Annotated in this window: 22 protein-coding genes; 8 read left to right on the top strand and 14 right to left on the bottom strand. The window is 38.4% G+C overall.

Annotated elements, in window-relative coordinates; all coding sequences use genetic code 11:
- Positions 1–52: 52 nt before the first annotated feature.
- Both DXZ23_RS14485 and DXZ23_RS14490 read left to right on the top strand, forming a co-directional pair.
- Positions 53–1,624, top strand: a complete 1,572-nt coding sequence (locus DXZ23_RS14485) for a hypothetical protein (protein WP_158529153.1) — start codon at positions 53–55, stop codon at positions 1,622–1,624.
- Between the two features lie 9 nt (positions 1,625–1,633).
- A complete protein-coding gene (locus DXZ23_RS14490; RefSeq protein WP_017807175.1) occupies positions 1,634–2,068 on the top strand; it encodes a hypothetical protein in 435 nt (144 codons plus the stop codon).
- A 36-nt stretch (positions 2,069–2,104) separates the two neighbouring features.
- Here the strand turns inward: DXZ23_RS14490 and DXZ23_RS14495 are convergent, their stop codons facing one another.
- From DXZ23_RS14495 to DXZ23_RS14510, 4 genes are read right to left on the bottom strand one after another with little or no spacing between them, the layout of a single operon-like run.
- Positions 2,105–2,587: a hypothetical protein gene (locus tag DXZ23_RS14495; RefSeq protein WP_017807176.1), complete on the bottom strand. Its 483-nt coding sequence runs from the start codon at positions 2,585–2,587 to the stop codon at positions 2,105–2,107.
- A gap of 9 nt (positions 2,588–2,596) precedes the next feature.
- Positions 2,597–3,064 (bottom strand): hypothetical protein, encoded by a 468-nt coding sequence (locus DXZ23_RS14500; RefSeq protein WP_017807177.1) that lies wholly within the window; start codon positions 3,062–3,064, stop codon positions 2,597–2,599.
- Positions 3,064–3,801, bottom strand: coding sequence for a hypothetical protein (locus DXZ23_RS14505; protein WP_021724774.1), 738 nt, complete (start codon positions 3,799–3,801; stop codon positions 3,064–3,066). The genes DXZ23_RS14500 and DXZ23_RS14505 overlap by 1 nt, the downstream gene beginning before the upstream one ends.
- 2 nt (positions 3,802–3,803) lie before the next feature.
- Positions 3,804–4,670: a hypothetical protein gene (locus DXZ23_RS14510; protein WP_051128108.1), complete on the bottom strand. Its 867-nt coding sequence runs from the start codon at positions 4,668–4,670 to the stop codon at positions 3,804–3,806.
- A 150-nt stretch (positions 4,671–4,820) separates the two neighbouring features.
- On the opposite strand from DXZ23_RS14510, the gene DXZ23_RS14515 reads away from it, so the two are divergent.
- A complete protein-coding gene (locus DXZ23_RS14515) occupies positions 4,821–9,359 on the top strand; it encodes an LPD3 domain-containing protein (protein WP_021724772.1) in 4,539 nt (1,512 codons plus the stop codon).
- 53 nt (positions 9,360–9,412) lie between these two features.
- Here DXZ23_RS14515 and DXZ23_RS14520 read toward each other — a convergent pair whose 3' ends face one another.
- Entirely contained in the window at positions 9,413–9,598 is a 186-nt protein-coding gene (locus DXZ23_RS14520; RefSeq protein WP_017807181.1) for a YegP family protein, read from the bottom strand.
- Positions 9,599–9,610: 12 nt separating this feature from the next.
- Here DXZ23_RS14520 and DXZ23_RS14525 point away from each other — a divergent pair, with 12 nt between their 5' ends.
- The gene (locus tag DXZ23_RS14525; protein WP_017807182.1) at positions 9,611–9,859 is read left to right on the top strand and encodes a hypothetical protein; all 249 of its coding nucleotides are present in this window, start codon (positions 9,611–9,613) and stop codon (positions 9,857–9,859) included.
- A gap of 1 nt (position 9,860) precedes the next feature.
- A complete protein-coding gene (locus DXZ23_RS14530; RefSeq protein ID WP_017807183.1) occupies positions 9,861–12,041 on the top strand; it encodes an N-6 DNA methylase in 2,181 nt (726 codons plus the stop codon).
- 87 nt (positions 12,042–12,128) lie between these two features.
- Here DXZ23_RS14530 and DXZ23_RS14535 read toward each other — a convergent pair whose 3' ends face one another.
- The 4 genes from DXZ23_RS14535 to DXZ23_RS14550 are packed head-to-tail and all read right to left on the bottom strand — an operon-like array spanning position 12,129 to position 14,490.
- Positions 12,129–12,668, bottom strand: a complete 540-nt coding sequence (locus DXZ23_RS14535; protein ID WP_017807184.1) for a hypothetical protein — start codon at positions 12,666–12,668, stop codon at positions 12,129–12,131.
- A gap of 8 nt (positions 12,669–12,676) precedes the next feature.
- Positions 12,677–13,588: a hypothetical protein gene (locus DXZ23_RS14540; protein ID WP_017807185.1), complete on the bottom strand. Its 912-nt coding sequence runs from the start codon at positions 13,586–13,588 to the stop codon at positions 12,677–12,679.
- Between the two features lie 2 nt (positions 13,589–13,590).
- The gene (locus tag DXZ23_RS14545; RefSeq protein WP_017807186.1) at positions 13,591–13,974 is read right to left on the bottom strand and encodes a hypothetical protein; all 384 of its coding nucleotides are present in this window, start codon (positions 13,972–13,974) and stop codon (positions 13,591–13,593) included.
- 3 nt (positions 13,975–13,977) lie between these two features.
- Positions 13,978–14,490 carry a hypothetical protein gene (locus DXZ23_RS14550; protein WP_017807187.1) on the bottom strand — a complete coding sequence of 171 codons (513 nt, stop codon included), beginning with the start codon at positions 14,488–14,490 and terminating at the stop codon, positions 13,978–13,980.
- A gap of 149 nt (positions 14,491–14,639) precedes the next feature.
- Here DXZ23_RS14550 and DXZ23_RS14555 point away from each other — a divergent pair, with 149 nt between their 5' ends.
- The 3 genes from DXZ23_RS14555 to DXZ23_RS14565 are packed head-to-tail and all read left to right on the top strand — an operon-like array spanning position 14,640 to position 19,702.
- Positions 14,640–17,651 carry a glycoside hydrolase family 19 protein gene (locus DXZ23_RS14555; RefSeq protein ID WP_017807188.1) on the top strand — a complete coding sequence of 1,004 codons (3,012 nt, stop codon included), beginning with the start codon at positions 14,640–14,642 and terminating at the stop codon, positions 17,649–17,651.
- Positions 17,651–18,712, top strand: a complete 1,062-nt coding sequence (locus tag DXZ23_RS14560; protein ID WP_021724768.1) for a hypothetical protein — start codon at positions 17,651–17,653, stop codon at positions 18,710–18,712. The genes DXZ23_RS14555 and DXZ23_RS14560 overlap by 1 nt, the downstream gene beginning before the upstream one ends.
- The gene (locus DXZ23_RS14565) at positions 18,713–19,702 is read left to right on the top strand and encodes a hypothetical protein (RefSeq protein ID WP_017807190.1); all 990 of its coding nucleotides are present in this window, start codon (positions 18,713–18,715) and stop codon (positions 19,700–19,702) included.
- A 245-nt stretch (positions 19,703–19,947) separates the two neighbouring features.
- Here DXZ23_RS14565 and DXZ23_RS14570 read toward each other — a convergent pair whose 3' ends face one another.
- From DXZ23_RS14570 to DXZ23_RS14590, 5 genes are all read right to left on the bottom strand, one after another.
- A complete protein-coding gene (locus DXZ23_RS14570; protein WP_021724766.1) occupies positions 19,948–20,844 on the bottom strand; it encodes a KilA-N domain-containing protein in 897 nt (298 codons plus the stop codon).
- Between the two features lie 486 nt (positions 20,845–21,330).
- Positions 21,331–21,810: a hypothetical protein gene (locus tag DXZ23_RS14575; protein WP_017807194.1), complete on the bottom strand. Its 480-nt coding sequence runs from the start codon at positions 21,808–21,810 to the stop codon at positions 21,331–21,333.
- 272 nt (positions 21,811–22,082) lie between these two features.
- Complete coding sequence (locus DXZ23_RS14580; RefSeq protein ID WP_017807195.1) at positions 22,083–22,538, bottom strand: DUF2335 domain-containing protein; 456 nt, start codon at positions 22,536–22,538, stop codon at positions 22,083–22,085.
- The gene (locus DXZ23_RS14585) at positions 22,538–22,732 is read right to left on the bottom strand and encodes a hypothetical protein (RefSeq protein WP_017807196.1); all 195 of its coding nucleotides are present in this window, start codon (positions 22,730–22,732) and stop codon (positions 22,538–22,540) included. The genes DXZ23_RS14580 and DXZ23_RS14585 overlap by 1 nt, the downstream gene beginning before the upstream one ends.
- Before the next feature lie 414 nt (positions 22,733–23,146).
- Positions 23,147–23,905 (bottom strand): GIY-YIG nuclease family protein, encoded by a 759-nt coding sequence (locus DXZ23_RS14590; RefSeq protein WP_021724764.1) that lies wholly within the window; start codon positions 23,903–23,905, stop codon positions 23,147–23,149.
- Positions 23,906–23,926: the final 21 nt, after the last annotated feature.

The following is a 23,926-nucleotide window of genomic DNA, read 5'->3' on the forward strand; positions in this document are numbered from 1 at the left end:
ACGGCATAAGAGAATGGAACTTCCTTTGAAAAAAAAGCCTTTTTTTAAAAGTATGTTTGGATTGGGTGAAAAACAAGCGGAAAAGAGTACCGCACTTGTCGTCGCGAAACCGAATTCAATTTCTCGCTTATTAGATGATGATAGACATCTTTTACTTTTTCCTGAAGAGAAAGAGATTGCTCAAAGTCAGCAATGGGCTTCAACCTATGAATTGCCTTATGGTGATGATTTAAGTGGATTAACTATTGCAGGATTGATGGGAACAAATAATGCTCCGCCTCGTTCTCGTTCGGCAATTTACCAGCAATGGCGATTAATGGAAAAAGATCCCGTTATTTCGATAGCACTTAAAACGCACGTTACAGCTGCATTGGGCGGACACGAAACCAGTGGTGATGTTGTTTTTATTGAAGATGCCGCAAATGCGTCAGAAGTGGATAAAAAAGTTTTGGAGGAGGTGCGTTCTGATTTATCTGAAATGTTTAACAAGCACGCCTTTTCTGTTGCCTACAACGCGTTGGCTTTTGGTGATGGTTATGCAAGAACCTATTATGAGAAAGGCAAAGGGCTTGTCGGGTTAGTAACTGATGAAATGGTTCACCCTACGTTGATTTTGCCTTATGAACAAGGCGGGCGAACCGTAGGATTTTTAGCAGGATCAACACGACATCATTTGACTAGACTAACGACTTTACAAATAGCCAGAATGGCAATGGCGAGATTTGTTACTGTTCCGCAGGCGGGAATGTTGTCAAAATCCTATAAATATAATATTGCTGAAGATAACCCAGACCGATTGCCGATAGTTCCCGCTATGATTGGCGGATCGCTATTATTCACTGCGGAAAAACCTTTTACCGATTTCTATATTTCTCTTGCTTCCCTTGTCGGACAGCGTTTAGTCGATGCCATTGATGAAAGTTTTATTATGGTGAATATGAGCGGGGGGACACGAGAACAGCAAATAAAACTTGCACAAAATGTTAAGCAAACGCTGCTTAAATCTAAACTCCTTGCAGATAAAGCAATGCAAGGTGAGCCACAATATGGCCGCATTCGCCACGTATTATTTACCCACGAGGAGAAGCAAGTCATTACACAGGGCGAAGGAATGGGCTCTCGTCGTCAAGGCTCAGTCTCAATAGAGGATATTATGCTTCACGCACGTTTATTGGCGGGAACATTAGGAATTGATTTGTCTATGCTAGGTTTTGCTGATCAGTTGTCTGGCGGATTAGGTGATGGCGGATTTTTCAGAATGTCGGCACAAATTGCAGAGTCTAGCCGAGTTATTCGAGCTGCGATGGCCGATTTTTTTATCGATTTGATTGATAAACATATGCTATATAAATACGGTAAATGCTGGAATAACACAAATCGTCCATTCCAAATTAATTACTATGGCTCAATTTCAGCCTTTGAATCAGAACGCCAGCAAACGCGAGCTAATGCGATAGGCAGTGCGGGGCTGATCTCTCAGACCCTAGAGCAAGCAAAAAATCTCGGATTTAGTGAAAAAGAGATGGTACTATTTATGACAAAACAGATGTTGTTAGATCAAGATGAAGCGGAGCTTTATGCAAAAGCTATCATATCTTCACAATCTCAACAGAACGATTATTAAGGACACTTTATGAAAGCGACAGAATTTTTTCTTGAATATGAGTATTTAATTGATTTATTTAATGATGCCAAACACCATTTTTTACAGCATTCTCCCAATCTCGATTATCATAAAGAAATTTATGCTATCACCGATCGTTTTATCAAGAAATTGCCGCTGAATTACCTTAAATTTGGGCCTTATTGGTGGTCAGTAAAAGCGATTATGCACGCTAAAGGATTTATTGGCTATGAGGGGGAAACAGAAATTCTATTGCGTGATGCTTATACGGTCAAAAATCCCGCTACATTACAGATTGATGAATTAGCAACATTAATGGCAGCTTGGGAATTTAAAGACTACTATAATGCGAATTATCTTCAAGGCAATCGTGATTTTGCGATCTGGGAAGATGGGAGTTTCTATTCGCTTTATGATATAGAATTTGAGCAACAATTTAGCTAAGAAAAAAGTGCGGTAGAAAATGACCGCACTTTTTAATCATTTTGGCAAGTCTTCAATGTAATCCAAATCATCACGTTTATTCAGTAGATAGCGTTTCGCATTCATTGCAGTAGGAAGTCCAATAGGTAATTCAATGCCAACAACTTCATAGGCAAGCCCTAGCGATTGATCTATTTGGATATAAAAAATATCCCCTTTATCAAGGGTAAATTCTCCCTCAATATCTGGTTCAATCATTGCCATTATTTTAATGCGGATATCATTCGCATTTTCACCGTCAGCAAGAATTTTTGAGGCTTGCCACGGCTCGATAAATAAGACTTTTGCCATACCAAGATGTTTAAAATCAATTTCTGATACATCTTCTCCGCCTAGAACATCAAACGCCCCAATTTGATTTTTTCCATTGGCAGATAAATAGATTTTTTGAAAGCAGGTTGCATCGAACGCATTGGGGTGATTAAGTGTAACCTGTCTTGCCATATTGTGTAGTTGTTGATGAACTTGAGTTTGTGCCATCGCTCCTCCTTAAATGGTAATCCATTCATTGAAATCTGAGTAATGCTCAAAGGCATTCAATGAATCTTGCATCTGCGTCGTTTTTTTGGCGAAGAAACATAATGCGATTACGGCAAATTGTTCATTGGTTATCTCGCCATAAATGGCAAAATTTGTGCCATTTTCTGTAATTTTGTCAATTTCTACAGCGGGAATGGCTTGTTTGGCTAACTGTCCAAAGGTAAGCCGACTACTATTGTGATAGAAACGAAAATCCTGAAAGGCTTGGCGGAAGTCTTTTTCAGAAAACGAATAATCAAAATCTTTCTGAGGTTGATTGGTGATTAAGCCTGCCATTTCACCGTGTTCGTTTTTTGCTCGCTCTTTTCTCAGCGCAATAGCACGATCGATATAGAGACGCTGTTCATTTTCATCTAGTACAGCGAGAACCGTTGCAGGTCGCCCCTGAAATCCCCCGATGTTTGCTTGTAACAACATTAGTCTAATAACTCCGAAATAGATGTACCTTCTAAATTATGAAAAAACATTTGTCGAGTTTTAATTTGCTGTTCTTGCAATACTACTGCTTGAACTGTTGGTAGATAAGGAGTGCGATTAACCTTATCGCCTAAAAAGTAAGGAGTATTGCAATTAAAGGTGAGATCAAAAACTAAAACGGTCAAATTATCTTGATCTGCAATTTGTTGAGGCGCCCCAAAGATCTGGCTATCTTCTAATTGCATTGGAAAGCCGTAGTTCAAGTCATTGTAATGGTTGATAGAGAATAAATGCCGATTGCCATAATCGCCACAATACAATTTAAACTGGCTAGCAAGTGAAAAGGCGGTTTCGTGATCGGGAGCAAAAAGGACGATTTGAACACGCTGATCGTGTTTATCTAAACGAAGATAAAAAAAGTTACCTTGATCATCGCATACAGTGTATTTTGGCAGTGCCACACTACGCCCTTTTTCTAAGCCCGTGGAGCTATAATCCTTAGCGAAGCCCATTAAAAAGATCGGTAGCGGGCTGCGTGTTCCATTTGCGGCTTTTTCTCGCCATTTGTTTAATGCTTCTTCTACTTGATCAACAAGGCGGCCCGGTACAATTGCCATTTTTTTATTATCAGGGCGGGTGATAAAGTGGGCAATGGCTTGATTACCATTGGCGACAAGTTGCTGAAAAAACCGTTGCATAAAATGGGCCGCAGCTTCTTTAATTGCACGCGTTGCCATTGTTAAAATCCCCAAACTTGATTAAACCGCTTCATTGATTCGGTGATCGCTTTGGGTTCTTCGGTTTCAACCGTTTCAATTTTAGCCGTTTTAAAGTGATTAGCTTGAGAAATTGCGTCATCAAGGTCGATCGGATTAAATTTTTCGTTTTCTTTTTGTCGAACTAATTTCTGTTGCAAAAAAAGCACGTCATCAGTGAGTAAATCATTATGATTAAGCGTTTCTGCAAGAGTATCAGCAAGCTGTTTATTCTCAGTAAGTAGCTGCAGCTTATCCTTTTTGAGTTGGTCTATACTGTCTAGTAGATAGTCTATATAGTCTGCTTGTAACTCTGGAGCGATCCCCGTGCTGGTTTCTATTTCATCAAGAACAAGCACGACTTGCTCAACATTTTCGTCTGCCGAGTCAAGCATTACAGAATAAGGGCGATTCGCTGAATAATTCGGGAATAAGACATAATCAAAACCGTGAAAAGAATGATCACGACCTAAAATAACACTCGAAAAACCACCGCTCTTTTCTTGTGATTGAGCATAGGCTTTACGACCCGGATCATTATCAAAAAATTCTGCTTGATGTTCAATTGTGCCATCTTCATAGGCTTTTAAATAAACCGTACGAAAGCAAGGTTCAAGATTGATGACCTTGCCATCAATTACCCCGCCTTCTTTCGGCTCAGCCCCAAATTTTGTACGTGGCCAATGTCCATAATAACCGTGTAAATCCCCAAGTTTTACCCGCTCTTGCATTGCGGGGGAGTTAATGTTTTCAACCAATTTGGGAATATTAAAATTTCTTACCGTACCGTTAAAACGACGCATACGTTCTTTTAAGTTGTACCGAATGATCGGTGTTACCATCTTTGTCATTGCATTTCCTTTTTATTGAGATACATACCCGTATTATGAAAAATACAGTGAGAAAAAGTGCGGTATTTTTCCTAATAGGAAAATTGCAATCATCGCTTTAAAGTAAGTGCGTATGCTGTGCCTATTATTTTCACAAAAGGATAATTTGATATGGCACTTAATCTGACTTTTTGGGATAACCAACAAAACCCAGTAAATACCACTGTTGAGCAATTATTTGACGCATTACGAAACGATGATATGAAAGCAGGGCTGATGTATGAGCCTTGCACAATGGATGATGTTCTTGATGGAACAGAACCAAGTAATGCACTGATTATGGATGCAATTATTGCACAATATGCCAAATTGACAGCAAAAATGAATATTATGCAACGTGTGATGTCCCGATCAGGCGTTGATGTAAAAGATAGTGAAGGGAAAACAGTACCGCTTACTGTGGTAGGTTATCAAATCTCCGATCCGTTTATGCGATTAGGCACGGCAAATGTAGTCGCTTTATTTGAACTCTCTGATGGGCAAACCGTTTCTATCTATTTTCATAATCCCGATACAACCCCGAAAAAAATTACCCCACAAGATGAGGTGATTTCTTTCAAATGGTTGCTAAACAAAAAAGATATTACGATTGTAGTTGCCCCAGAAAAAGGTAAGGATATTGATGTGCGTCAAGTGGCATTACGCATTATGAAAATTGCCGCTAAAAATTCTGCTGCCTTTGCTCGCCAAAATAAAAATCGCAAAGAACGCCTTGAACGTGTCAATGCGTTGCGTACGCGTGTTGCGGAAAAGGAAAAAATTCTTGCTCAGAAATTGAAAAAAATTGATGAACTTCAATATTTGAAGGCACAAGAAGAGGTGGACCAGCTCCTTGAAGATGAACGCTTAATGGATAGCGAACTTAACGCTTCGCTTTACGCTGAATTAAAAGCCTTAGATCGTTTATCAGACCGCGAAGATGAGTTAGATAATATTTACCAAGCCCGAGTGGTTGCTGTTCGCAATATGTTGAGAGATAAGGGGTGGAAAGGTGAGAGTTACAAAGAATTAAGTAAAGAGGGGTACGTTTTAACCGAAACCTATCATTATTCAAAATCAGGCACAAATATGATCGGCGTAACTTATTCAATTCCTGAATTAAACCTTAGCTACACCGATGAATTAACTGATACCCCTGAGGCAATCGCAGAAATGATTAATGAACCTGTTGATAAGGCATTAAAAGCATTGCGTTTAAGTCAAGTGGAAAGTGACAAGGAAGAAGATAAAGAACAACCTATAGCGATTTCAGGCAAAGAATTTGGCGAGTTTGATACGGAGAGCGAAGAGGGGAAGACTAAGTTTAGAATGGCAGTGCGTGAGTACTTAGAAAATAACTTAAAAGGAAAATGGATTAGAAATAAAGCGTTAGATCAAGATATTGAAATTAGACAACGTGGAATTAACGAGCTTATCGCGTGGTCTGCTAATCCTAAAAAATTGCAAATTGCGGCTGTTATAGAACAGGTTATTGCAACAGCAAAACCTAAGAATGGTATAGCAGCTTGGGAAGAAAACACGAAAAAGGGGAAAAAGCGTAATGTAAAAGGCTATTATCGTTTTGCAAATAGCGTAAATATTGCTGGCGAAAACGTGAATTTTGACGTGTTGATTGAGCAAGATGAAAAAGGGCTATTGCATTATGACTTCATTTTACCAAGAAAATCAAAAGCCATTATGGATAATATTGATATCGGCTCTGATACCTATCCAGAGAAAGATCAATCAACCATAACGGCTTTTGCTAGAGAAAACAATAACATTATTCTAGATGAAGCTCAAGAAGAATATATGATCAATATCATTCTTTTAGATGAAAAAGGCGATGTGATTGAGGAGGAAGAGGGAAGTGTACAAGTAGAAAAAACAGAGGATAAATTACAAGAAGATCAACCTATAGTGATTTCAGGCAAAGAATTTGGCGAGTTTGACACTGAGACGGAAGAGGGCAAAAAGGCATTACGGAGTAAAGTGTTAGAACATTTAACTGAAACTTTAAAAGGAAAGTGGGTTAAAAACCTATTTTTAGATAGAGATATTGAGATCCGCAAGCGAGGTATTAAGAAAACGTTAGCAAACTCAGCCAACCCTCTAAAATTAAAAGCATTAGCACAACTTGAAGAGATTATCAAAACGGCTAAAGGCAGCAAGGACTATATCCAAGATAATTTTAAAAGCGATAAAAAGCCTAATGTATTAAGATATTTTCATTTAGAAAATCACGTTTTGGTTGATAATAGACCATTAAAAATTAATGTCGTAATTGAAGAGGACACTAATGGATTACTTCATTATGATTTAACGCTTGAGAAAAATAAAGTTGCACTTGATAGCATAGAACCCTTCCTGAACACAATTCCAGGGACATTCAATGCAAAAAGTGCAACTGGAAACAGTATAGAAAACTTAGAGGGAGAATGCAATAGTAAAGACGGTTTCGATGCAATTATGGATAGCATAGAAATGAAAAAGGTTGGATCGTACGAGGCTAACAAATCCTCTGTTTCCAACCTTTACCAAGCTCAATCATCTGAGCTACTGCTTGATAATATCGCTATTCTAGATGGTATTGATGTAGAAAAGGCTACAAACTTGCCGAGCAAATACGGTGAGAGTCGCCTAATCCAAGCTCAATCTGAGCCACAGCCTGATAATACCGCCATTCTAAATGGTAAGCAAGTGAAAAATAGCCTCAATCCACTTTTACTTGATGATACGCAACAAGCTAACTTAATGATTGCATTAAACTATGCCGCAACCCTTGATGACGGATTGGTTATTGACGCGACAAAACTTGCACAAGATCAGCTTGAAGCAGCATTAAGCGTCCTTGAAAATAATTTGCCAATTAACGAGCAAGAGGGGAATATCGCCCAAGCCGAACTTGAGCGTGAGCATATTGCTTCGATCAAAGAGGCTTTAGCAGTCTTACAATCTCAGCCTACCTTAGATAGTGCAGAGAGTGAGGGAAGATATGTTTTAAATCTGTTTGTGGAATATCAAGATGAAAACGGCAACTGGGTTGAGTTGAAAGATGATGAAGATGAGTCAGAGGCTCCAACAGAAGAGCCAGAAAATACTACTGAGCCTGAAAAGTTCCAACCTACACCTGTTTTACTTCATACTTCTTCACTCTATCAAGGGGAGGGTTATAGACCTGTTTTAGCTGGAAGAGATGAAGAAATTGAACAATTTAAACAGGCTGGATATACACTAGAGCCATTTTCAATTGATGGTAAATCTTCTACTTATTCTGTGTACAAAACCGAAGAACCTTATGATGTTCATATCACAGCTAACTGGTATAGCAATGGGGAGAAAAGCTATTGGGTTGATGTTTCGCCACAAGAAGGTTATGTGATTGACATAACAGAAAGTAATAGCGAGCAACCTCAAGTTGCAGGGGCCTATGACAAAGCCAACAGTGTTGCTGAGGCTATCCAATTAGCAGATAAGTTAATTGAAGAAGAAAAACACTATCGCCCATTGCGTAAAGCTGCGCCTACGTTAAATGGCTACTATCAAGCTACGAAAGGGCGGAGCAAGACGCACTATTTTAACGTTTGGCATAATCAAGAAGAGAGTGAATATGGTGCCTATATTCAATGGTCGGCAGGTGGAAAAGAGGAAATTAAGGCTTCTTCTGAAGCAGAATTAAAACAAAAAGTCGAAACATTCTTCCGCACTTATGTGAAAGGAAATTTACCTGAAATTGTTTTTGTTAAAGGAGAAGATATTTTGGGGATTACGCCCAAAGAGACAATAAATGAAACTGTTGATGATAATTTGCCTGAGTTAGTATTGCCCGAAAATGCAAGTCGTAAAGAATTAGCCGAAGTAGTGGAAAACTGGCTGAAAGCTAATTTACAAGGGAAGATTATTAAAACGGTTGATAATAAAACGGTGGCGTTTAATCGCTCAGATAGCGTAAAACATTTGAGCTTTGATGGTAGCCGTTCAGTCTTGGCTGCGAAAGCAGCAACTAAAGTCGCAGAAATATTTTCAACAGGACAATTTATTGAGCGACAAACTTTAAATAAAGAACGAAATGACAAATTTGTCGCTTTCCATTTGTATGAAAAAACCGTAGAAATTGATAAAAATATGGTAAAAATTCAAGCAAAAGCGGGAGAGAAACTAGATGGGACGTTAGAAACATTACCTAATTTACTTGCCTATCATCATAAAGTCATTTTAGACGATGGTAATAAAAATGCCATTATAGACTTTGCTGGATTCATTGGAACGGAAAACCGTCAAGAGCCACCTCCGCCTAATAATGGCATGAATGATAATACTGCTATTTTAGACGATGTGCAAGAGGAAGATCTTTTAGCAACATTAATTATTCTCGAAATTCGTGATAAAGAGGGTAATTTGATTGATTTGGATCAATTAGATGAACAAGAAGAAAATGAGGTAGAGGAGAATGCGGTGAATAACGCTATTGAACTAGATGAACAAAAACAAGCTGATATTCAATTTTTGCAAGATGTGATTGACTGCAAAATTGATGTATTAGCCGATGATTTTTACAACAAATTAGAACCAATCGCCACTCGGGTTTATGACTATAATGAAGAATTGGTATCAAAAGCCGTAGATGCTTATGCGAATAAAACCGATGAATATGCTATTGCAACAGAATAATCAATAAGGAAAAAGAAACAAGCCCTGCTATTTGGCAGGGTTTATTATTTTGATTAGGCGATAATAGGTGTTTGAGGATTTGCTTCCATAACATGCCAGATTTCTGCTTGGGCCTGGTCGTAGTCTTTATATCCTTGGTGTCCAGTTGCAATAATCTTATCATCTAGCCATAAACGCCAACGCCATTTTAAGCCCGTATCACGGTAAATTTGGAAATGTAATCCATTTAAACTATTCATCGGAGACTCCTTATGCAGCAGCAAGAAAAGAAAAAAGAAATTTATTTATGTGATTATCAGTATAACGGCAAACTACGTAGTTTTAAAGTTGAAGCCGAAAGTTGGGACGATGCAAGAGAGATTGTTAGGGCAATGGGAACTGCTGAGGTAATAGGGATTTTGTATAAAGAAATTTATATCCAGCCCCAATCATTAACCGCTCGTATAGTAACAAGAATGGCTAAATTCTTCGGCAAAGTGCCACAACGTAAGGAATTTTAATATGAATTTATTAGAAAAAATGAAGCTTGTTAAATCGCTCAATCAAGCTGTAAATGATCGAAATGCCGAAATGAACCCATTAAAGAAAATGGAATTGATTAAACAAGTCATAGTATTGCGGAAGCAGCTGGGATTAGTGAAAGAAAGAGAAGAAAGTTTACTTGTTCAAAATGAAAAAGAGATTGACGTTAGCCAATCAAATCACGCTCTTTCAAAAAGCTTAAATACACAGTCTTCATTTGAGGCGGCAAGAAGTTATTTTCGAGAAAAATTACAAGGAAAATTTGTTAATACTCAAATTGGTAAAGTATGGCTAATTGGTGGGTCTTGGCGTGAAATGAAAAAAGGAATGAAAAAAGATGAGATCAAAGCACATCTCATTCCTTTTGTTCCACAAATACTAAAGGGACATTATGACGGACAAGTGCCATCTAAAAAAATGCGAAATGACGAATTTTCAGAATTTCATTCGTTTAGCGATAGCGTTAAACTAGAAAGCCTAGGTTTTATTGTAAATGCTAGAATTATCGTTATCAAAAACCCAGCTACGCAGCAATATGAATTTTATGCCTACTCACTTCATTATGACGGCAAAAATAAAGAGAGCTACCAACTACTTGATAGCTCTCAATCAACTGATGCAGCTACCCAGGTAAGAAGCCCGGACTACGTCAGTCTTGCAAAAGGAATATCTCGCAATTCTGAGACTTTCCCTTGTTTGGATAATGTACATCTAGATGAAAATGTTGTCAATAATGATGGCTGGAATATTGAAATTATTTCTATCACCGATCTTGATGGCAATCCAATCTCTCTAGAAGATGAACCACAAACTGTGGTTAATCCTACAGATTTATTTAATTACAATCCTCAAGGCATAACTCAAACACAACGCCAAGCCGCTAACAATGCAGCCATTGAAATTGTGCAGAAAGTTCAGCGTGGAGAGTTGAATATTGAGGATATTACGCCTGAACAAAAAATCATACTTTCCACTTATTCAGGTTCTGGCGGAGGCTTAACGACAGCAGAGGGGACACGAGGTTCAAGTTATGAATATTACACGCCAAAACCAATTGCACAGGGAATGTGGGATTTATTAACAGAGATGGGATTTAACGGCGGGAAAGTACTTGATCCTTGTGCAGGAACGGGGATTTTTAGTGCGACCGCCCCCCAAAATGTTTTAATGGAAAGTATTGAGCTTGATCAGACGAGTGGCACAATCAATCAGATTTTATTTAATGATGATAGCCATAAAGTTACGATCAGTCCCTTTGAGGCGGTTGCTGCTGCGACAGAAGATGAAATTGTTGATGCAGTGATTACCAATGTTCCTTTTGGGGATAATCGCGGGGGTAATCAATTTAAAGATAGCCGTTATCAAAAAGAAAACCTAGAAAGTTACTTTATTTTGCGTTCGCTAGATAAATTACGTCCGAATGGGCTAGCTGTGTTTATGAGTGGTACAGGCATTATGACGGGAACACGCTATCGCAAAATCCGCCATCAAATTTCTCTAAAAGCGGAATTTATGGGGGCGTATCGGTTGCCAAATAAACTGTTTGAAACTGCTGGGGCTGATGTGGTTACTGATGTATTAGTCTTTAAGAAACATAGCCGACTTAACAAACTGATTATTGATGAATTGGCAAATTTATCACCAGAAACATTAAAAGAAGCGAATGTTTTATGGGAAACTTTTATTAGTGGTCGTTATTTTAAAGTGAACCCACAATATATTCTGGGTACAGAAAGCAAAGTGCGGTCAAAATATGGTGAGGATGTGTTAGCGGTAATGTCTGATGAGAGTATTGCCAATATTGCTAAATTACTACGTCGTTTTGAAGGTTCGCGGATTGATTGGGCATTACTCAATACTGCCGCTGAACCTGTCATCACCTATCAAGAGGGCGAAACCTTATATTTTGATGGAGTACTTAAAGAATATAAAAAGGGAGCTTGGGTAAATGCCAAATTGGCGGACACTAAGCCAACGTTAATTGATGATATTTACACCGAATTAGAACAATACCATTCGCCACTTGTTGTGATTGAACGTGATCTTGATTTAAATCGGTTGTTGGAACTTATCGCCCAAGTGAGAGTAATGGGATTGGATAGCCAGAAAATCCCGCAATGGGTAAGGGGATTAATGGTAAGTGCAAGAAATCATAGTTAATCGTTAGAATAATGGGTATTCAATGATGTTGGCGTGTAGGGTGATCATTTATACCGCTACACGCGAACAGAAGAGCAAATAACTTAACTAAGCACCGCCATCTCCATCACTGTCAGTGATAGAGCCTCTAGAATGAATATCGCCAGTTGCATTAATGTTTCCCTCCGTTGAAATATTGCCTTTGGCATTAAATCCGCCTTCTATGGAAACATCGCCAGAAGCACTTAATGCTCCGTTGATCTGTACCGGTGCATTAAAGACAATTTTTCCGCTAGTTACGGTGAATAAATCTGTTGCAGTTATTTCGTGGGTTTTTGCACTTTCTTTCATTACATTTTCGGCTTTGGTTTCAAAGTTTTTATGCTCAAGAAAGCGTTTATCTTTATTGAGTCCTGTATTTTTATTGCGAAAGCCCATTACAATAGGGCTATTTTCATCGCCGCCGTTAAACATAATCCAAATGGCATCACCGGGGAGAATTTTATAGCCCGTATCAGCGGGTCTATCGGCAAGTGGGTAGCAAATTTCCGCTTCGGGAAATTGATCTGCTCCATCGGTATAGCCCGGAATGGCGATTCGCATTTTTACACCGTCCCAACTTTTCACTTCAGCAGGTAATAATTTCATTTTTCCTCTTATTTTGTTTTATTCACCATATTAGATAATTCGCCCAGCCAAAATCGGCTTAATTGCGATCCTGAACCAGCGTCAAACTGGCTGAATAGATGGGTTGCAGTGATGATTACATACTTTTTATGTTCCACTTCTATGATATCTCCTGCATTGATATTAGGAGTCAGCCTAGTTGTCCATACTTTTCGTTGAATTAGGTAAGTGGATAGATTATTTAAGATTTGCTTATCGGCAAACATTGCAAAATCCGCTCCTCGTCCTAATTTGGTGGTTGATGTAATTACATCACCATTTTCTGTATTTGAATAATAGGCGGGTATTTCGTGTCGTTCGACAAAACCACTAATAAATTCTTGTGTACAATCTTGTTGCAAAATTTCTTTAGGTGGCTGTTCAAATAGATCTCGTAATCGGGTAAAAGCGATAGTTTGTTTGCCATCCCAAACTATCGTTGCTGCTTCACGTTGCAAAGCTTGTTGAATTTGAAAACTCGGTGGGGAGCCGATATAACAGGAAAAACGACGCACTTTAATATCCTTTGATACGCCAATAGTTGCTCCGCAAGCACGATAAATTGTGCTAAAATTCGTGTTTTCTTTTATGATGGCTTTTTGTTTTGCGAAAGCAATTTGATGACAAGAATCTAAGATTGCAATGACTTTAGTCAGGGTGTAGTCTGGGTTTCCCTGGGTTCTAATTCCATCGCCTTGCTTTGAGGTAGCAATAATTCGATACTTCAGGTCTTTTTCAGCGAGTGATATGATTTCCCCTTCTTGAATAAATTCATTTAATTCATTATCAACTCGAATCAAACATTCAAGGGTTGATGGCACGGCAGTTAAATCTGTCCTTTTGATCACAAGAGGCGTTAAATCACCTCGCAACACTTTGTTATTAGGTAAAATAATTTCCATTATTAGATAGTGATAATATCGAATTGAAATGCTAAATGCTGAATTTCTTGTTCTTTTTGTACAATATCGCTATTGATTTCCGATACTGTTCGTCCATAGACTTCAACGCCTAGAGTACGGCTCGCTTCAAGAATGAGTGCATTTTCTCGTTCCACATAAAGCTCAAATAACGGTGAAATGACAGTAAGTTCACTTTTGGTTAAAGGGGTATCAGGAGTAATTTGCTTTGATCCTTCTTCAGAAAATGCCAATCCGCCAAAACCCTCATAATAGCGAGTAGCTTTAAGGGCTTGGGATAAAATGACATCATCAGTGATAACAAGCCCTGTCGGACGCAAATGCCCTGAATAATTTTCAGCAAGTTCGCTTACCGTCATTTCTATCATTGATTAGTAGCCTCCCATTAAGGTTTGAACGTTCCCTTGTTCAATCTCACCGAAGTAATTGCCTGAAATATCACCCTCGATAAGCAGGATTTCGGTATTTGACTGCATATCACGCTGTGTTGGTGCAGCTTGTTCAAAGAAGCATTTTTCTAAGCGTTTTCGATTGACATATTTGTCAGGATCGCCGTGATATAGCCACGCATTGAAGTAACCGCCTTTCAGTTTGATCTCGTCAAGCATTGCTTGAACAGCACGATCTTCGGTTTCTAAAAATGATGCTGAACCATTAAATGCCGTTTTTGCTTGTTGAGGCTTATAGTAAATGTTGCCAAGTGGGGAAGGGACTTCAATATTCCCGCTAATGCCACTAGAGGGATCTGGAAACGACTTAACTTTAATGAAGAAATTCTCGTAACCATCAATGACTAAAGTGGCATCAGAGTTCGTCGCGTCTGCCCCCATTGTTTGACGTAATGAAAAATGATTTTTCAAATGTCCAGCTGTTGTTAATGCCATAAAAAGCTCCTGTATTGTGTAAATAGAGCTTTCATTTTAGAAATGAGCTGAATTCGGATTTTTGGATTTTTCCTAATAGGAAAATTACCGAGGCGAGAAGATAGCAGGGCTAGATAATGTGGCATCTCAATTTGCCAAGGAGTAGCACAATGTCAGAAAAAGATGGGTTATTTGAAAACCCGAATCAAAATGAAGCACAAACCATAGAAGAACAAAAACGTGATACCTTAGTTGAGATTAAGGAAGATACCGCATCTATTCGCGATATTTTGGAGAATTTTGGTGGTCGTCAAATTGCACTGTTAGCACAAGCCGAGAAACAAGCAAAATCGCGTCATTTGTCAGAAAAACGCACAAACGAGGCATTAATTCAAGCACTGAAAACCCCCAAGGTCGTTGATAAAGTGCGGTCAAAAAATCAGGAGAATTTGCATAAAGTAAAACAGAAAGAAGAACGAAATGATAAATCAAGATTTGACACTGGACATTTTAAAGAACGTAAAACACATCCAGGAAAAGAAAAATTAAATCCAGTTGTAAAAGCACGTCAGACAAAAAGCTCGAAACAGCAAACGCAACCTATTCTTGAACAGAATAAACCATCAAAGAAAAAGGAAAGGACTGAGAATGCTGAAGTGCTTCCTAACCAATGGCAACGAGATAAAAACGGGCGTGTTCGAGATAAAGACGGACGTTTTGTCAAAGAGGCAGAACTTGATGAACAAGGCATAAAAAATCCGACTAAATCAGATTCGGAGGAGGAAACACAGGAACTTGCACGCGAAAACGCAATGGTTGAAGTGCTAAGTGGAATTAAAGATGCCATAGATACCCCTGATAATCTCGATCCGCTTATTGATGGCGTCAAAGAAATTACAGGGCCGCTAGGTTCGGTATTTGATACCACGAAAACTGTTGTTGGTGCTACTGGGCGAGGATTTGGCAAGTTATTTGGAGGCCAAGATAAAGAGCAGCGTCAGCATAATCGTTTCTTTCGATTTTTTAAAAAATTCACTAAGCAACAGGAAAAAGCTGATAACCAACAAAATAGTTGGCTAAAGCGGATCTGGAAGAAGCCTAATGGAAATGGCGTTTTTGGGCGATTATTTGGGTTATTGAGAATGTTTGCCCGCTTCCCTTTCCTTTTGGCTCGATTACCTTTTATGTTTGCCACTGCAATTGGAAGAGGTCTTTTAAAAATGCTTGGCGGTGCGGGTAAATTGGGTGCTGGGCTTTTGGGAGGTATTGGCAAACTTGGTAAAGGTATATTTGGTGGGCTTGGACGATTAGGGAAGGGGGCATTAAAGAAAATTCCTATATTAGGTTCACTTTTAGCAATTGGCGATGGCATTGGCGGATTATTTGATGATAGCCGAGATGAAGAGGGAAAATCAAACCGTGGTAAACGTGTCGGCGGGGCTGTTGGCACCTTAATTGGAGGGGGGATTGGATCGCTTTTAGGGCCTGTTGGCACGATTGCAGGGGCAATGATCGGCGACTGGATAGGTGAAAAAATTGGTGCGTGGGCGGCAGATTTTGATTGGAGTATTATTGGTAAAAAAATTACAGGTGCTTGGGATGCTTCAATTGCGTGGATAAAAGATACTTGGGACAATCTTAGTTGGGATAGTTTTTCCGCTAAAGTCAGTGCAGCGTGGGATAGCACAAGCAGTTGGATCAAAACGCAATGGGATAGTCTTGATTGGGGAAGTTTTGGGGAAAAGCTAAACCAAATTTGGGAGGGCGTGAGTAGTTGGATTACATCTGTTTGGAATGAATTAGATTTCTCAGGCGTATGGAAAACAACTAAAAATATTGGTGCAAAAATAAAGGATGGTGCAGTAGGACTTGGTATTCAAGCTGTACAGGGTGCAAAAAATATTGGTTCATCAGTAAAAAACTGGGCGGTCGATAAAGCCGATTCTGCGATCAGTACGATCAGTGAGTGGTTGGGGCTAAATCATTCAACTCCTACAGAAAACTCGCCTCAAGAGGTAGAGCAACAGCTTCAACAAGTTAATCATTCTCAAGAAGAAAATGTAAATGCAATCAGTAATACGAATGAACGAGTATCATTGAGTAATGAATATCTAAGTTTAATTTTTACAACATTAAATGACATTTTTGCTTTTCTAAAAGAGAAATTAGGAGGTGCGACTTATATAAATGAGCAAGTAGGCTACCCGACTTCTTCTATAACTGAAAACGGTATGCCTGTGAGCAATTCATCTAGTGTGGTTTCATTTGATAATAAAGGGGATGCCGCTAAAGCGAGAGATGCCTATATTGAAATTGCTCGAAAGAATGGTGCATCAGAACAAGATATTCGTTTTGCACTTGCTAATATGGCGAGAGAAACAGGCGATTTCGCACACGGGGCATCTGAAAATATGAATTATAGCTCGGCTGAACGCATTATGGCTGTACACGGTGCAAAAATAAAAAAATGGGGTGGGGATGTAAACACGTTAGTTCGTAATCCTGAGGCACTCGCTAACGTTGTATATGCTGATGCGAATGGCTCTAAGCTAGGTAATACTCAGGAGGGCGATGGTTGGCGTTTCAGAGGTCGCGGGCTTGTTCAATTGACTGGAAGGGCTAATTATATGCGATATGGACAAATGATCGGGGAAGATTTAGTGAATAACCCTGACTTAGTTAATGATCCAGTTATCGCCGCCAAAGTCGCCGACGCTTATTTAAAAGATCGATCTTATGGAAAAGATTTTACGCGTTTTAGTGCAGGTATTATTGGTAATGTAACGACAAATGCTCACGGAAGGGATGCCTTGCTAAAAGGGCAAAGCAAATTAAATTCTGTTGATAAATTTATGAATAACCCTGTCGAGATGACTGGATTAAGTAAACAATATGTAGAGAAAAATACAGACTTACTTTCTCAGATGAAACCGGTTTCATCGATAGATGGTATGGTTATACCTAAGATTAAACAGCCACAAGATACCTCAAAAGAGTCGCTAAAAATCGTTGAGCAAGAGACGGCAAAAAAAGCAACAATAGAGCAACAAAAAGTCGAACAATCTACTGCTCAAGCATCGAATTCATTAGATCCAGCTGCTCAATATTTGACTCAAGATGTTTCTGATCGTCGTATTGCTCATATCGTAACGGGTGGAATAGCACAGAAAGGGAGAATTTAATGATGGCAAGACAAGCATCTATCGCGTCCATTGAATTAAATCACCAAAAAGTTCGGGCTAAACAAGAGATTAGTCGAAGAAATCACGTAGAGCATTCTCGATTATTACCTGAACATAGAATTGCTGAAATGTATGGTGATTTATCTCAGGGGAGTTTTTCTGAGATTTTAAATACCACATTAGGTGGGGTGTCAAGACCGATCACTGCAGAGGACCTCATTGAATTTGATAGAAAACGACATCGTTTAGATAGCAAATATAAAGAGGGGGTAACAGCTGAGTTTGTGATTAATAAGTCTCGTGCGATTGATAGAACCAGAGCAAGTAAGGAAATTCCTTGGGCACAGCCTGTTGCTGCAAGCTATCTCCCATCAAGAGGATCTTTAGTGATTACTTTTATCACAGCAGCAAGTGGTAAATATAATGAGACTAAACATTATGTCAATGTTGAATTTACTGCATTTGGTTCAATTACCAAACATCTGATTAACCTCGAACCTAAAAAGCAAGCCGAAATTGATGCCAAACAACTTAAAACCTCATTATTAAAATTTGATTGTGATTGTGGACGGCATACATTCTGGTATCGCTATATTGCAACCATTGGCGGGTTTGCTTATGTGGGGACAAATCCATTAGCACGAAAAGAAACAGCCTATCCTAAAATCCGCAATCCTAATTTACACGGTATTGCTTGTAAACACGTTTTGCGGGTAATGCAAACAATTCAGAAAAATGCAGGATTTCATAAGTTTTTGGTGAAAGCGATTTTGAAACAATATCAAGTGAAAGATAAGACGAAAATAGTCAAAACGCAAACCACAAGGCGACAGATGGAACGGCATATTGCAAAAATGCAAGTTGAAAATGGGGATATTTTAAGTGAACAAGAACAAAAAATAGCAGCGACCTTATTTTCTCGTTATCGCCAAACATTAAGTAATCCAACACCAACGCGATTTAGGAAAGATAGAAAAAATGCACAACAAAAGCTTAATGTATTATCTGCCTTGCATCAAGTTGAAGCACAAATTAGACAAAATAAAACAGGGGAGGAGTAAATGGGAATTTTTGATGAAGTTGGTTCTAAAGGAAGCGGAGCAATGGACTTATTTGGCGATAGCCCATTAGGGAAGATAGGAAATACGTTTGTTAATCAGGGCGTAAAAATAGCAGCGTCTAAAATGTCTTCTGATAAGCTCCCTTTTCTTAATGGGGCGGTTCAACTTATCAATGGAGGATTTAATGCTGAGAATGTCGCAAATGTTGTGGGATCAATTATTAACTCAAATGTACTCAATAAGTTTATACCAGGATTAATAGGTAGCGATTCCAGTAAGTTTTGGCTTGCAAGTAGTCCTTTGACAGCGAAGTTATCTCAGGAAGAAGTCAAAAGATTAATAATGTTATCCTATGCGACAGAGCAAGCAAGAAAGAATTTATGGCTCCTAAATATCTCCCCTTATTCAGGATCTGCATTTGGAAGTCTAAGCGGAATGATTAGTCAGGCAGTCGGTTCTGAACTCTCGTCTAGTATCGGTGGTGCGTGGGGCAAAGCTGCGGGATCAATTACAACAACTGCCATCAATCACGCTATTAATTCAATCCCTGTTTTGAATGCATTAGGAGAACAAGGCGGAGGGATTACCTCTAATTTTAATATGTTAGCGACAGAAATTAATTACACGCCATTCTCCATTGAGGCTGATCAGTACAATGTCGGTTCGGCAATCATTGATGGCGTAAAAAGCTCACAACAGGCGGAAATATCGATCACCACAATGGACGATGAACAAGGCACAATCAAACGCTTTTTCAAACAACAAGCCTCAGCAATGATCCATAAAGATGGCACGGTAGGCGTATTATTAGACGGTTTAGTGCAAATCCGCATTCTGCACGCTTTTGTGAATGATGCGACAAATAACGGTGGCTTTGAAGAAACCATTATCGCCCGCCCTGTTGGCATTGAATATGATTTCAGTCGCCGAGAAGACGCAATGCAAGAATTTACGATGCGATTTGTTCAAACGGACACGTTTATTCAGTAAGTGGTAAAGATAAAGAACCGCACAACAAAGTGCGGTCGTTTTTTTCTTACTTTTTCACTAACAAATCTGTGGTTATTCCGCAATAATGCCCATCGCAGTCAGCCTTTAAATCCAATTCATACGCATACCACAACAAGCCGATAATCATTAAAATTCTGAACATAATTTCACCTTTTTACTGAATTTGAGGTAAGCAAAACCGCCGCACGGTTCACGAGGAAGTGCGGTCGGTTTTGGTTAGGTTTTTAACGTAAGTAATTTACCGTTTTTGTGGGGCTTTGCTCTGTTCTTGGGCTGTTAAAAATCAAGTTTTCGATTTCTTCGCGTATGCTTGCATTTTTTAGAAATGGCGTGTGTTTTGTGATAAAACTTTCTAACGCTTGTGCAAGTCGATTGCTAGCAGTACCAAGATTAAAAGCGGTTTTGTAGTTTTTATGGCTTTCCAAGTCGGAAAATAAATCCTCTAAACGCTCCCAAGCGGCAACAGAATGATTGATGTAATTCATTGCTTTAGCTAGCATATAGAAATTTTCCATATCTAATGCAATGCTATTCGGTGGCAATTCTTGCATTGGGTGCATTGAAGCAATGTAAATCATTACATCACGATGATCTTTGCGTTTGATTTGCTCATATTTCGCCACTGCAAATTTATTTTTCACTCTTGCCCAGATTTCGCCATAACTCATTTTTGTGCGTTGATGGGTTGCAGCAACGGCGTTTTGAATAAGGCGTTGTTCTTCGGGGGTGATGGTGTCATTTTCTGTTGTTAATAAGTTTGCCTGTTTTTGCCCGATTAGTATTTTCTCGATTTCTTCATCGCACCAAATTGCAAATTCAACATTTAACCAACGGGCGAATGGAACAGCTAAACGGCGATGTAGCCAAGTTCCTTGCTTTGATAAATTTTTACCACCTCTTACTGTTTTTACAAAGTGGGATTTTTCCACTTTGGTAGCGTTACCAGATTTTCTTGTTTCGGCTTTTGATAAGGCTTCAATGTACTCTTGTGTGGTTGGTAAATTTAGCCAATCATTAGGGCGTTTGTTAAAGCGTTTAGCAATTGCTGTTGCATTGAGATAAGCGTCATCTTGAAAGAAAACTTGAGTGCCGTTGTAATCGGCGGTGATGATATTTGACATAATTTATCCTTACTTAATTTTCGAAATTAAAGCCATAAAAATATGGTGATCAAGAGGTTCGAAAGCTGAGTAAGACAGCTGGAGTTATTTCCCTTTCGGGTATTGTATTCCTCGCCCTCTCGATCATAGATTGTAATTACCACTTTTTGTCAAACTTGGCTGAGAAAAGGAGAAACACCAAATTCTAGATACAAAAAAACCGCATTGGATTTCGGTTGCGGATTACCGCTTACTTAGGTTTCGACACCTATGGGGCTAATAGTAATGAAATAAATTTAGATTGTCAAATGAAAAACCCTACCAATTTTCATTGATAGGGGTTGATTGCTCTAAGGCATAAAAGCTCATCTTTCGATGATGATCGCTCTAAGGCGTTATTCCGAAATTTCTTTTAACGAACCGTTCTTTTTTGCTTGTTGATACGCTTTTTTAAATTTTTGGGCTGCTTGTTTTTTCATTTCGGCAGCGGTCGTTTTCTTCATCATCTTATTCCTCCTTGTAGGATGGGGTTTTTATCACAAAACAATCTCTATGACTGCCTAAATCCGTTATTGGCTTAAAGTTTACCATAAAATCGCTTGGGTTTGCACAAAGTTTTTTATACATTCTGATTAATGAAGGGCGTTCCCCTACAAAAACATAGCAATCTGGCTTAAACCTTAAATAATGCTGATAGACAATTTCCTCAAGTTTTTGTTTTAATTCAGCAATTTGTTTTTTGCCAAATTTATGATCCAACGGTGGTGCGTACAAATCATCATTTTCTGTTTCAAGATAATCTTTCACAAGAAATTTAATAGAATATACCTGACGATGATGAATGTATTTTGTTATATTTACGTCATCGTTAAAGAAAAATAACGTTTCATCATCTTTTGAAAAAATGGCTAAATAAGTTACATTTTCAATATTAAATTCGGTATGAATATAAGTGATGTTATTCTCACTTGTTTCGACAAATTGCACTTCTAGTCCTTAAGTTGGTGCCAAGAGGTTCGAAAACCGCCAAAAGTCGGTCGGGATTATTCCCCTTTCGGGTATTTTATTCTCCGCCCTCTCGGCATAGAGTGAAATGTGCGATCCATTCGTGATGAGAAATAGGAGAAACACAAATTTTACGCATAAAAAAGCCGCTATGCTGTCGGGTGCGGATTTCCGCTTTTGGTTGTAGGTTTCGACGCCTTGAAATAAATGATAATAAAAAAGCCTGTCTTTGTAAACAGGCTTTCGAAAAGAAATTATTTTTTATGATTACCAACAATAAATGCCGTAACCAGTGAAACCAATCCTGATCCCATCAATAATGCGGCGCTGGTGGTATCGCCTAAATAAGCGAGATACGCGGATAAAGCGGTGAAAAGTGCAACAACAAACACCCCTACTTTTTGCCCGAAATGTTGATTATGTTGATCTTTCTGTTTCAATGAATATTCATATTGCAAGCGTTTATCAGCTAAATTCAATGATTTTTCCGCCATTGCCATAATTCTGTTTGCTCCGTCAGGAATACTTTGATTATAACGTTCAATATCTTCAGGTGCTGGCAGTGGACCAGAATGAATTTTCTGTTGTTGAATAATGAGTTCTCTAGCTTCAGGAATTTCTAAAATGCTTTCTACAATAGAAGGATTTTTCTTCACTTCTTTTACAATATCAATATTCTGGGATTTTGAAAGCTTTTTGTTTGCCGACATTATAAACCTTCTCTTTTTTCTAACGCTTCGCGTAGATATTGCCCTGTTTCTTTCCACGCATTATCAAAATATTGATACTCGTTTGAATCTGTATCAATAGTTGAAGACGCAGAAACAACGGGAGCAATATTCAATACAGAACCAAACCCCAACAAGAAATTGCGAATGCAACGAGTATGGCTGTTTTTTTTCATCTCCGTTTCCTTTAGTAAAAATAATAACGACACAAAAAGCTCACTAACTAAAAGTTAAGTGATCGAGCAATTTTGTGTGCTGTTAAAGAGCGATCATTTGATTAATCAAACTTTACTGAATAATAGATGAAAAAGATTGTTTTGGCAATGTTTGAGAACAAAAAGCTCCACGCTGTAAAGTAGATTTCCAAATGAACCCCCTACCAATTTTCATTGATAGATTGATAGGGGGAGTAAAAAGCTATAATCCATAATTCATAACACGGACTACGCCACAAGCTTCAGGGATCTTCTGTAAACACGCTCTTTCTGCAAATTTCAGGGCTATAGTTTTGTTGTATAACAAAGAGTAAAAAAAGAAGCCTATGAGTTATCAATAGGCTTCGATGCGGTTATTTTGTTAGGATAGGAAGCTCAATTTGCATTTTTTATACCTAAATCGTTAATGAAACGATTGATATTTTCTTGAGAAAACCATTCATTATGAATATGATCATTTATGAACTTTTTATGCAGTGATTTTTCAATTCGTATAGTTCCATCTATCACACCCAATAATTTCAAATCACCAACCAGAGCAGCTATATCAGAAAGCCGTTTCTGTACATCTAACGATGATCCTATTTTTATTGCACCATCAGATCGTTGGACAAAATAGATTTTTCTAGTAATAACCTTACCATTATCTAAAATCTTTATTTCTCTAGATGAAATACCTGAGTTACTCAATATTATTTGTGCTATTTTAATCACTCGTGGATCATCACCACTCGCTAAAATCATTCTTTCTAATGATTGTTTCGCTTTCAGTAGGCTATAATCTTTATCCTCTTCAATAATATTAAAATGCTTTGTAAGTGTGCATTTTTCTAACGAGTCATAAATACAGTCAATAAGATAATTAAATGATTGATTAGCAGTTTCTGAGACTTTTAATAGTTCAACCAATCGATTATTTTCTGGGTTGGCTAATTGCATTTTAACTTTCCTTATTTCCGCTAGGTGACTTAAGCACCCTAAAAGAAACAGCGAGCGGAAAGTATAAACGCTGCTTTCGTGAGTACTGGCACTATCTTTTAGGGCTTGAGCGAATAATAAGGAATAGGTGAAAAGAGAAATTTTGATTTTTCCTAATAGGAAAATTTCCCAATGGTCTAACTTTACATTATTCATAATTCTCTTGAGAAAATATGA

Origin of the sequence: Avibacterium paragallinarum (assembly GCF_900450705.1) — a bacterium.
GTDB classification, from domain to species: domain Bacteria; phylum Pseudomonadota; class Gammaproteobacteria; order Enterobacterales; family Pasteurellaceae; genus Avibacterium; species Avibacterium paragallinarum.

Excerpts from the sequence above, each read along its gene's own strand:
- DXZ23_RS14500 (WP_017807177.1), bottom strand. The coding sequence starts at position 3,064 with ATGTTGTTACAAGCAAACATCGGGGGATTTCAGGGGCGACCTGCAACG.
- DXZ23_RS14565 (WP_017807190.1), top strand. The coding sequence starts at position 18,713 with ATGGGAATTTTTGATGAAGTTGGTTCTAAAGGAAGCGGAGCAATGGAC.
- DXZ23_RS14510 (WP_051128108.1), bottom strand. The coding sequence starts at position 4,670 with ATGACAAAGATGGTAACACCGATCATTCGGTACAACTTAAAAGAACGT.
- DXZ23_RS14525 (WP_017807182.1), top strand. The coding sequence starts at position 9,611 with ATGCAGCAGCAAGAAAAGAAAAAAGAAATTTATTTATGTGATTATCAG.
- DXZ23_RS14520 (WP_017807181.1), bottom strand. The coding sequence starts at position 9,598 with ATGAATAGTTTAAATGGATTACATTTCCAAATTTACCGTGATACGGGC.
- DXZ23_RS14570 (WP_021724766.1), bottom strand. The coding sequence starts at position 20,844 with ATGTCAAATATCATCACCGCCGATTACAACGGCACTCAAGTTTTCTTT.
- DXZ23_RS14580 (WP_017807195.1), bottom strand. The coding sequence starts at position 22,538 with ATGTCGGCAAACAAAAAGCTTTCAAAATCCCAGAATATTGATATTGTA.
- DXZ23_RS14585 (WP_017807196.1), bottom strand. The coding sequence starts at position 22,732 with ATGAAAAAAAACAGCCATACTCGTTGCATTCGCAATTTCTTGTTGGGG.
- DXZ23_RS14505 (WP_021724774.1), bottom strand. The coding sequence starts at position 3,801 with ATGGCAACGCGTGCAATTAAAGAAGCTGCGGCCCATTTTATGCAACGG.
- DXZ23_RS14515 (WP_021724772.1), top strand. The coding sequence starts at position 4,821 with ATGGCACTTAATCTGACTTTTTGGGATAACCAACAAAACCCAGTAAAT.
- DXZ23_RS14530 (WP_017807183.1), top strand. The coding sequence starts at position 9,861 with ATGAATTTATTAGAAAAAATGAAGCTTGTTAAATCGCTCAATCAAGCT.
- DXZ23_RS14490 (WP_017807175.1), top strand. The coding sequence starts at position 1,634 with ATGAAAGCGACAGAATTTTTTCTTGAATATGAGTATTTAATTGATTTA.
- DXZ23_RS14540 (WP_017807185.1), bottom strand. The coding sequence starts at position 13,588 with ATGGAAATTATTTTACCTAATAACAAAGTGTTGCGAGGTGATTTAACG.
- DXZ23_RS14590 (WP_021724764.1), bottom strand. The coding sequence starts at position 23,905 with ATGAATAATGTAAAGTTAGACCATTGGGAAATTTTCCTATTAGGAAAA.
- DXZ23_RS14545 (WP_017807186.1), bottom strand. The coding sequence starts at position 13,974 with ATGATAGAAATGACGGTAAGCGAACTTGCTGAAAATTATTCAGGGCAT.
- DXZ23_RS14495 (WP_017807176.1), bottom strand. The coding sequence starts at position 2,587 with ATGGCACAAACTCAAGTTCATCAACAACTACACAATATGGCAAGACAG.
- DXZ23_RS14535 (WP_017807184.1), bottom strand. The coding sequence starts at position 12,668 with ATGAAATTATTACCTGCTGAAGTGAAAAGTTGGGACGGTGTAAAAATG.
- DXZ23_RS14560 (WP_021724768.1), top strand. The coding sequence starts at position 17,651 with ATGATGGCAAGACAAGCATCTATCGCGTCCATTGAATTAAATCACCAA.
- DXZ23_RS14485 (WP_158529153.1), top strand. The coding sequence starts at position 53 with ATGTTTGGATTGGGTGAAAAACAAGCGGAAAAGAGTACCGCACTTGTC.
- DXZ23_RS14555 (WP_017807188.1), top strand. The coding sequence starts at position 14,640 with ATGTCAGAAAAAGATGGGTTATTTGAAAACCCGAATCAAAATGAAGCA.
- DXZ23_RS14550 (WP_017807187.1), bottom strand. The coding sequence starts at position 14,490 with ATGGCATTAACAACAGCTGGACATTTGAAAAATCATTTTTCATTACGT.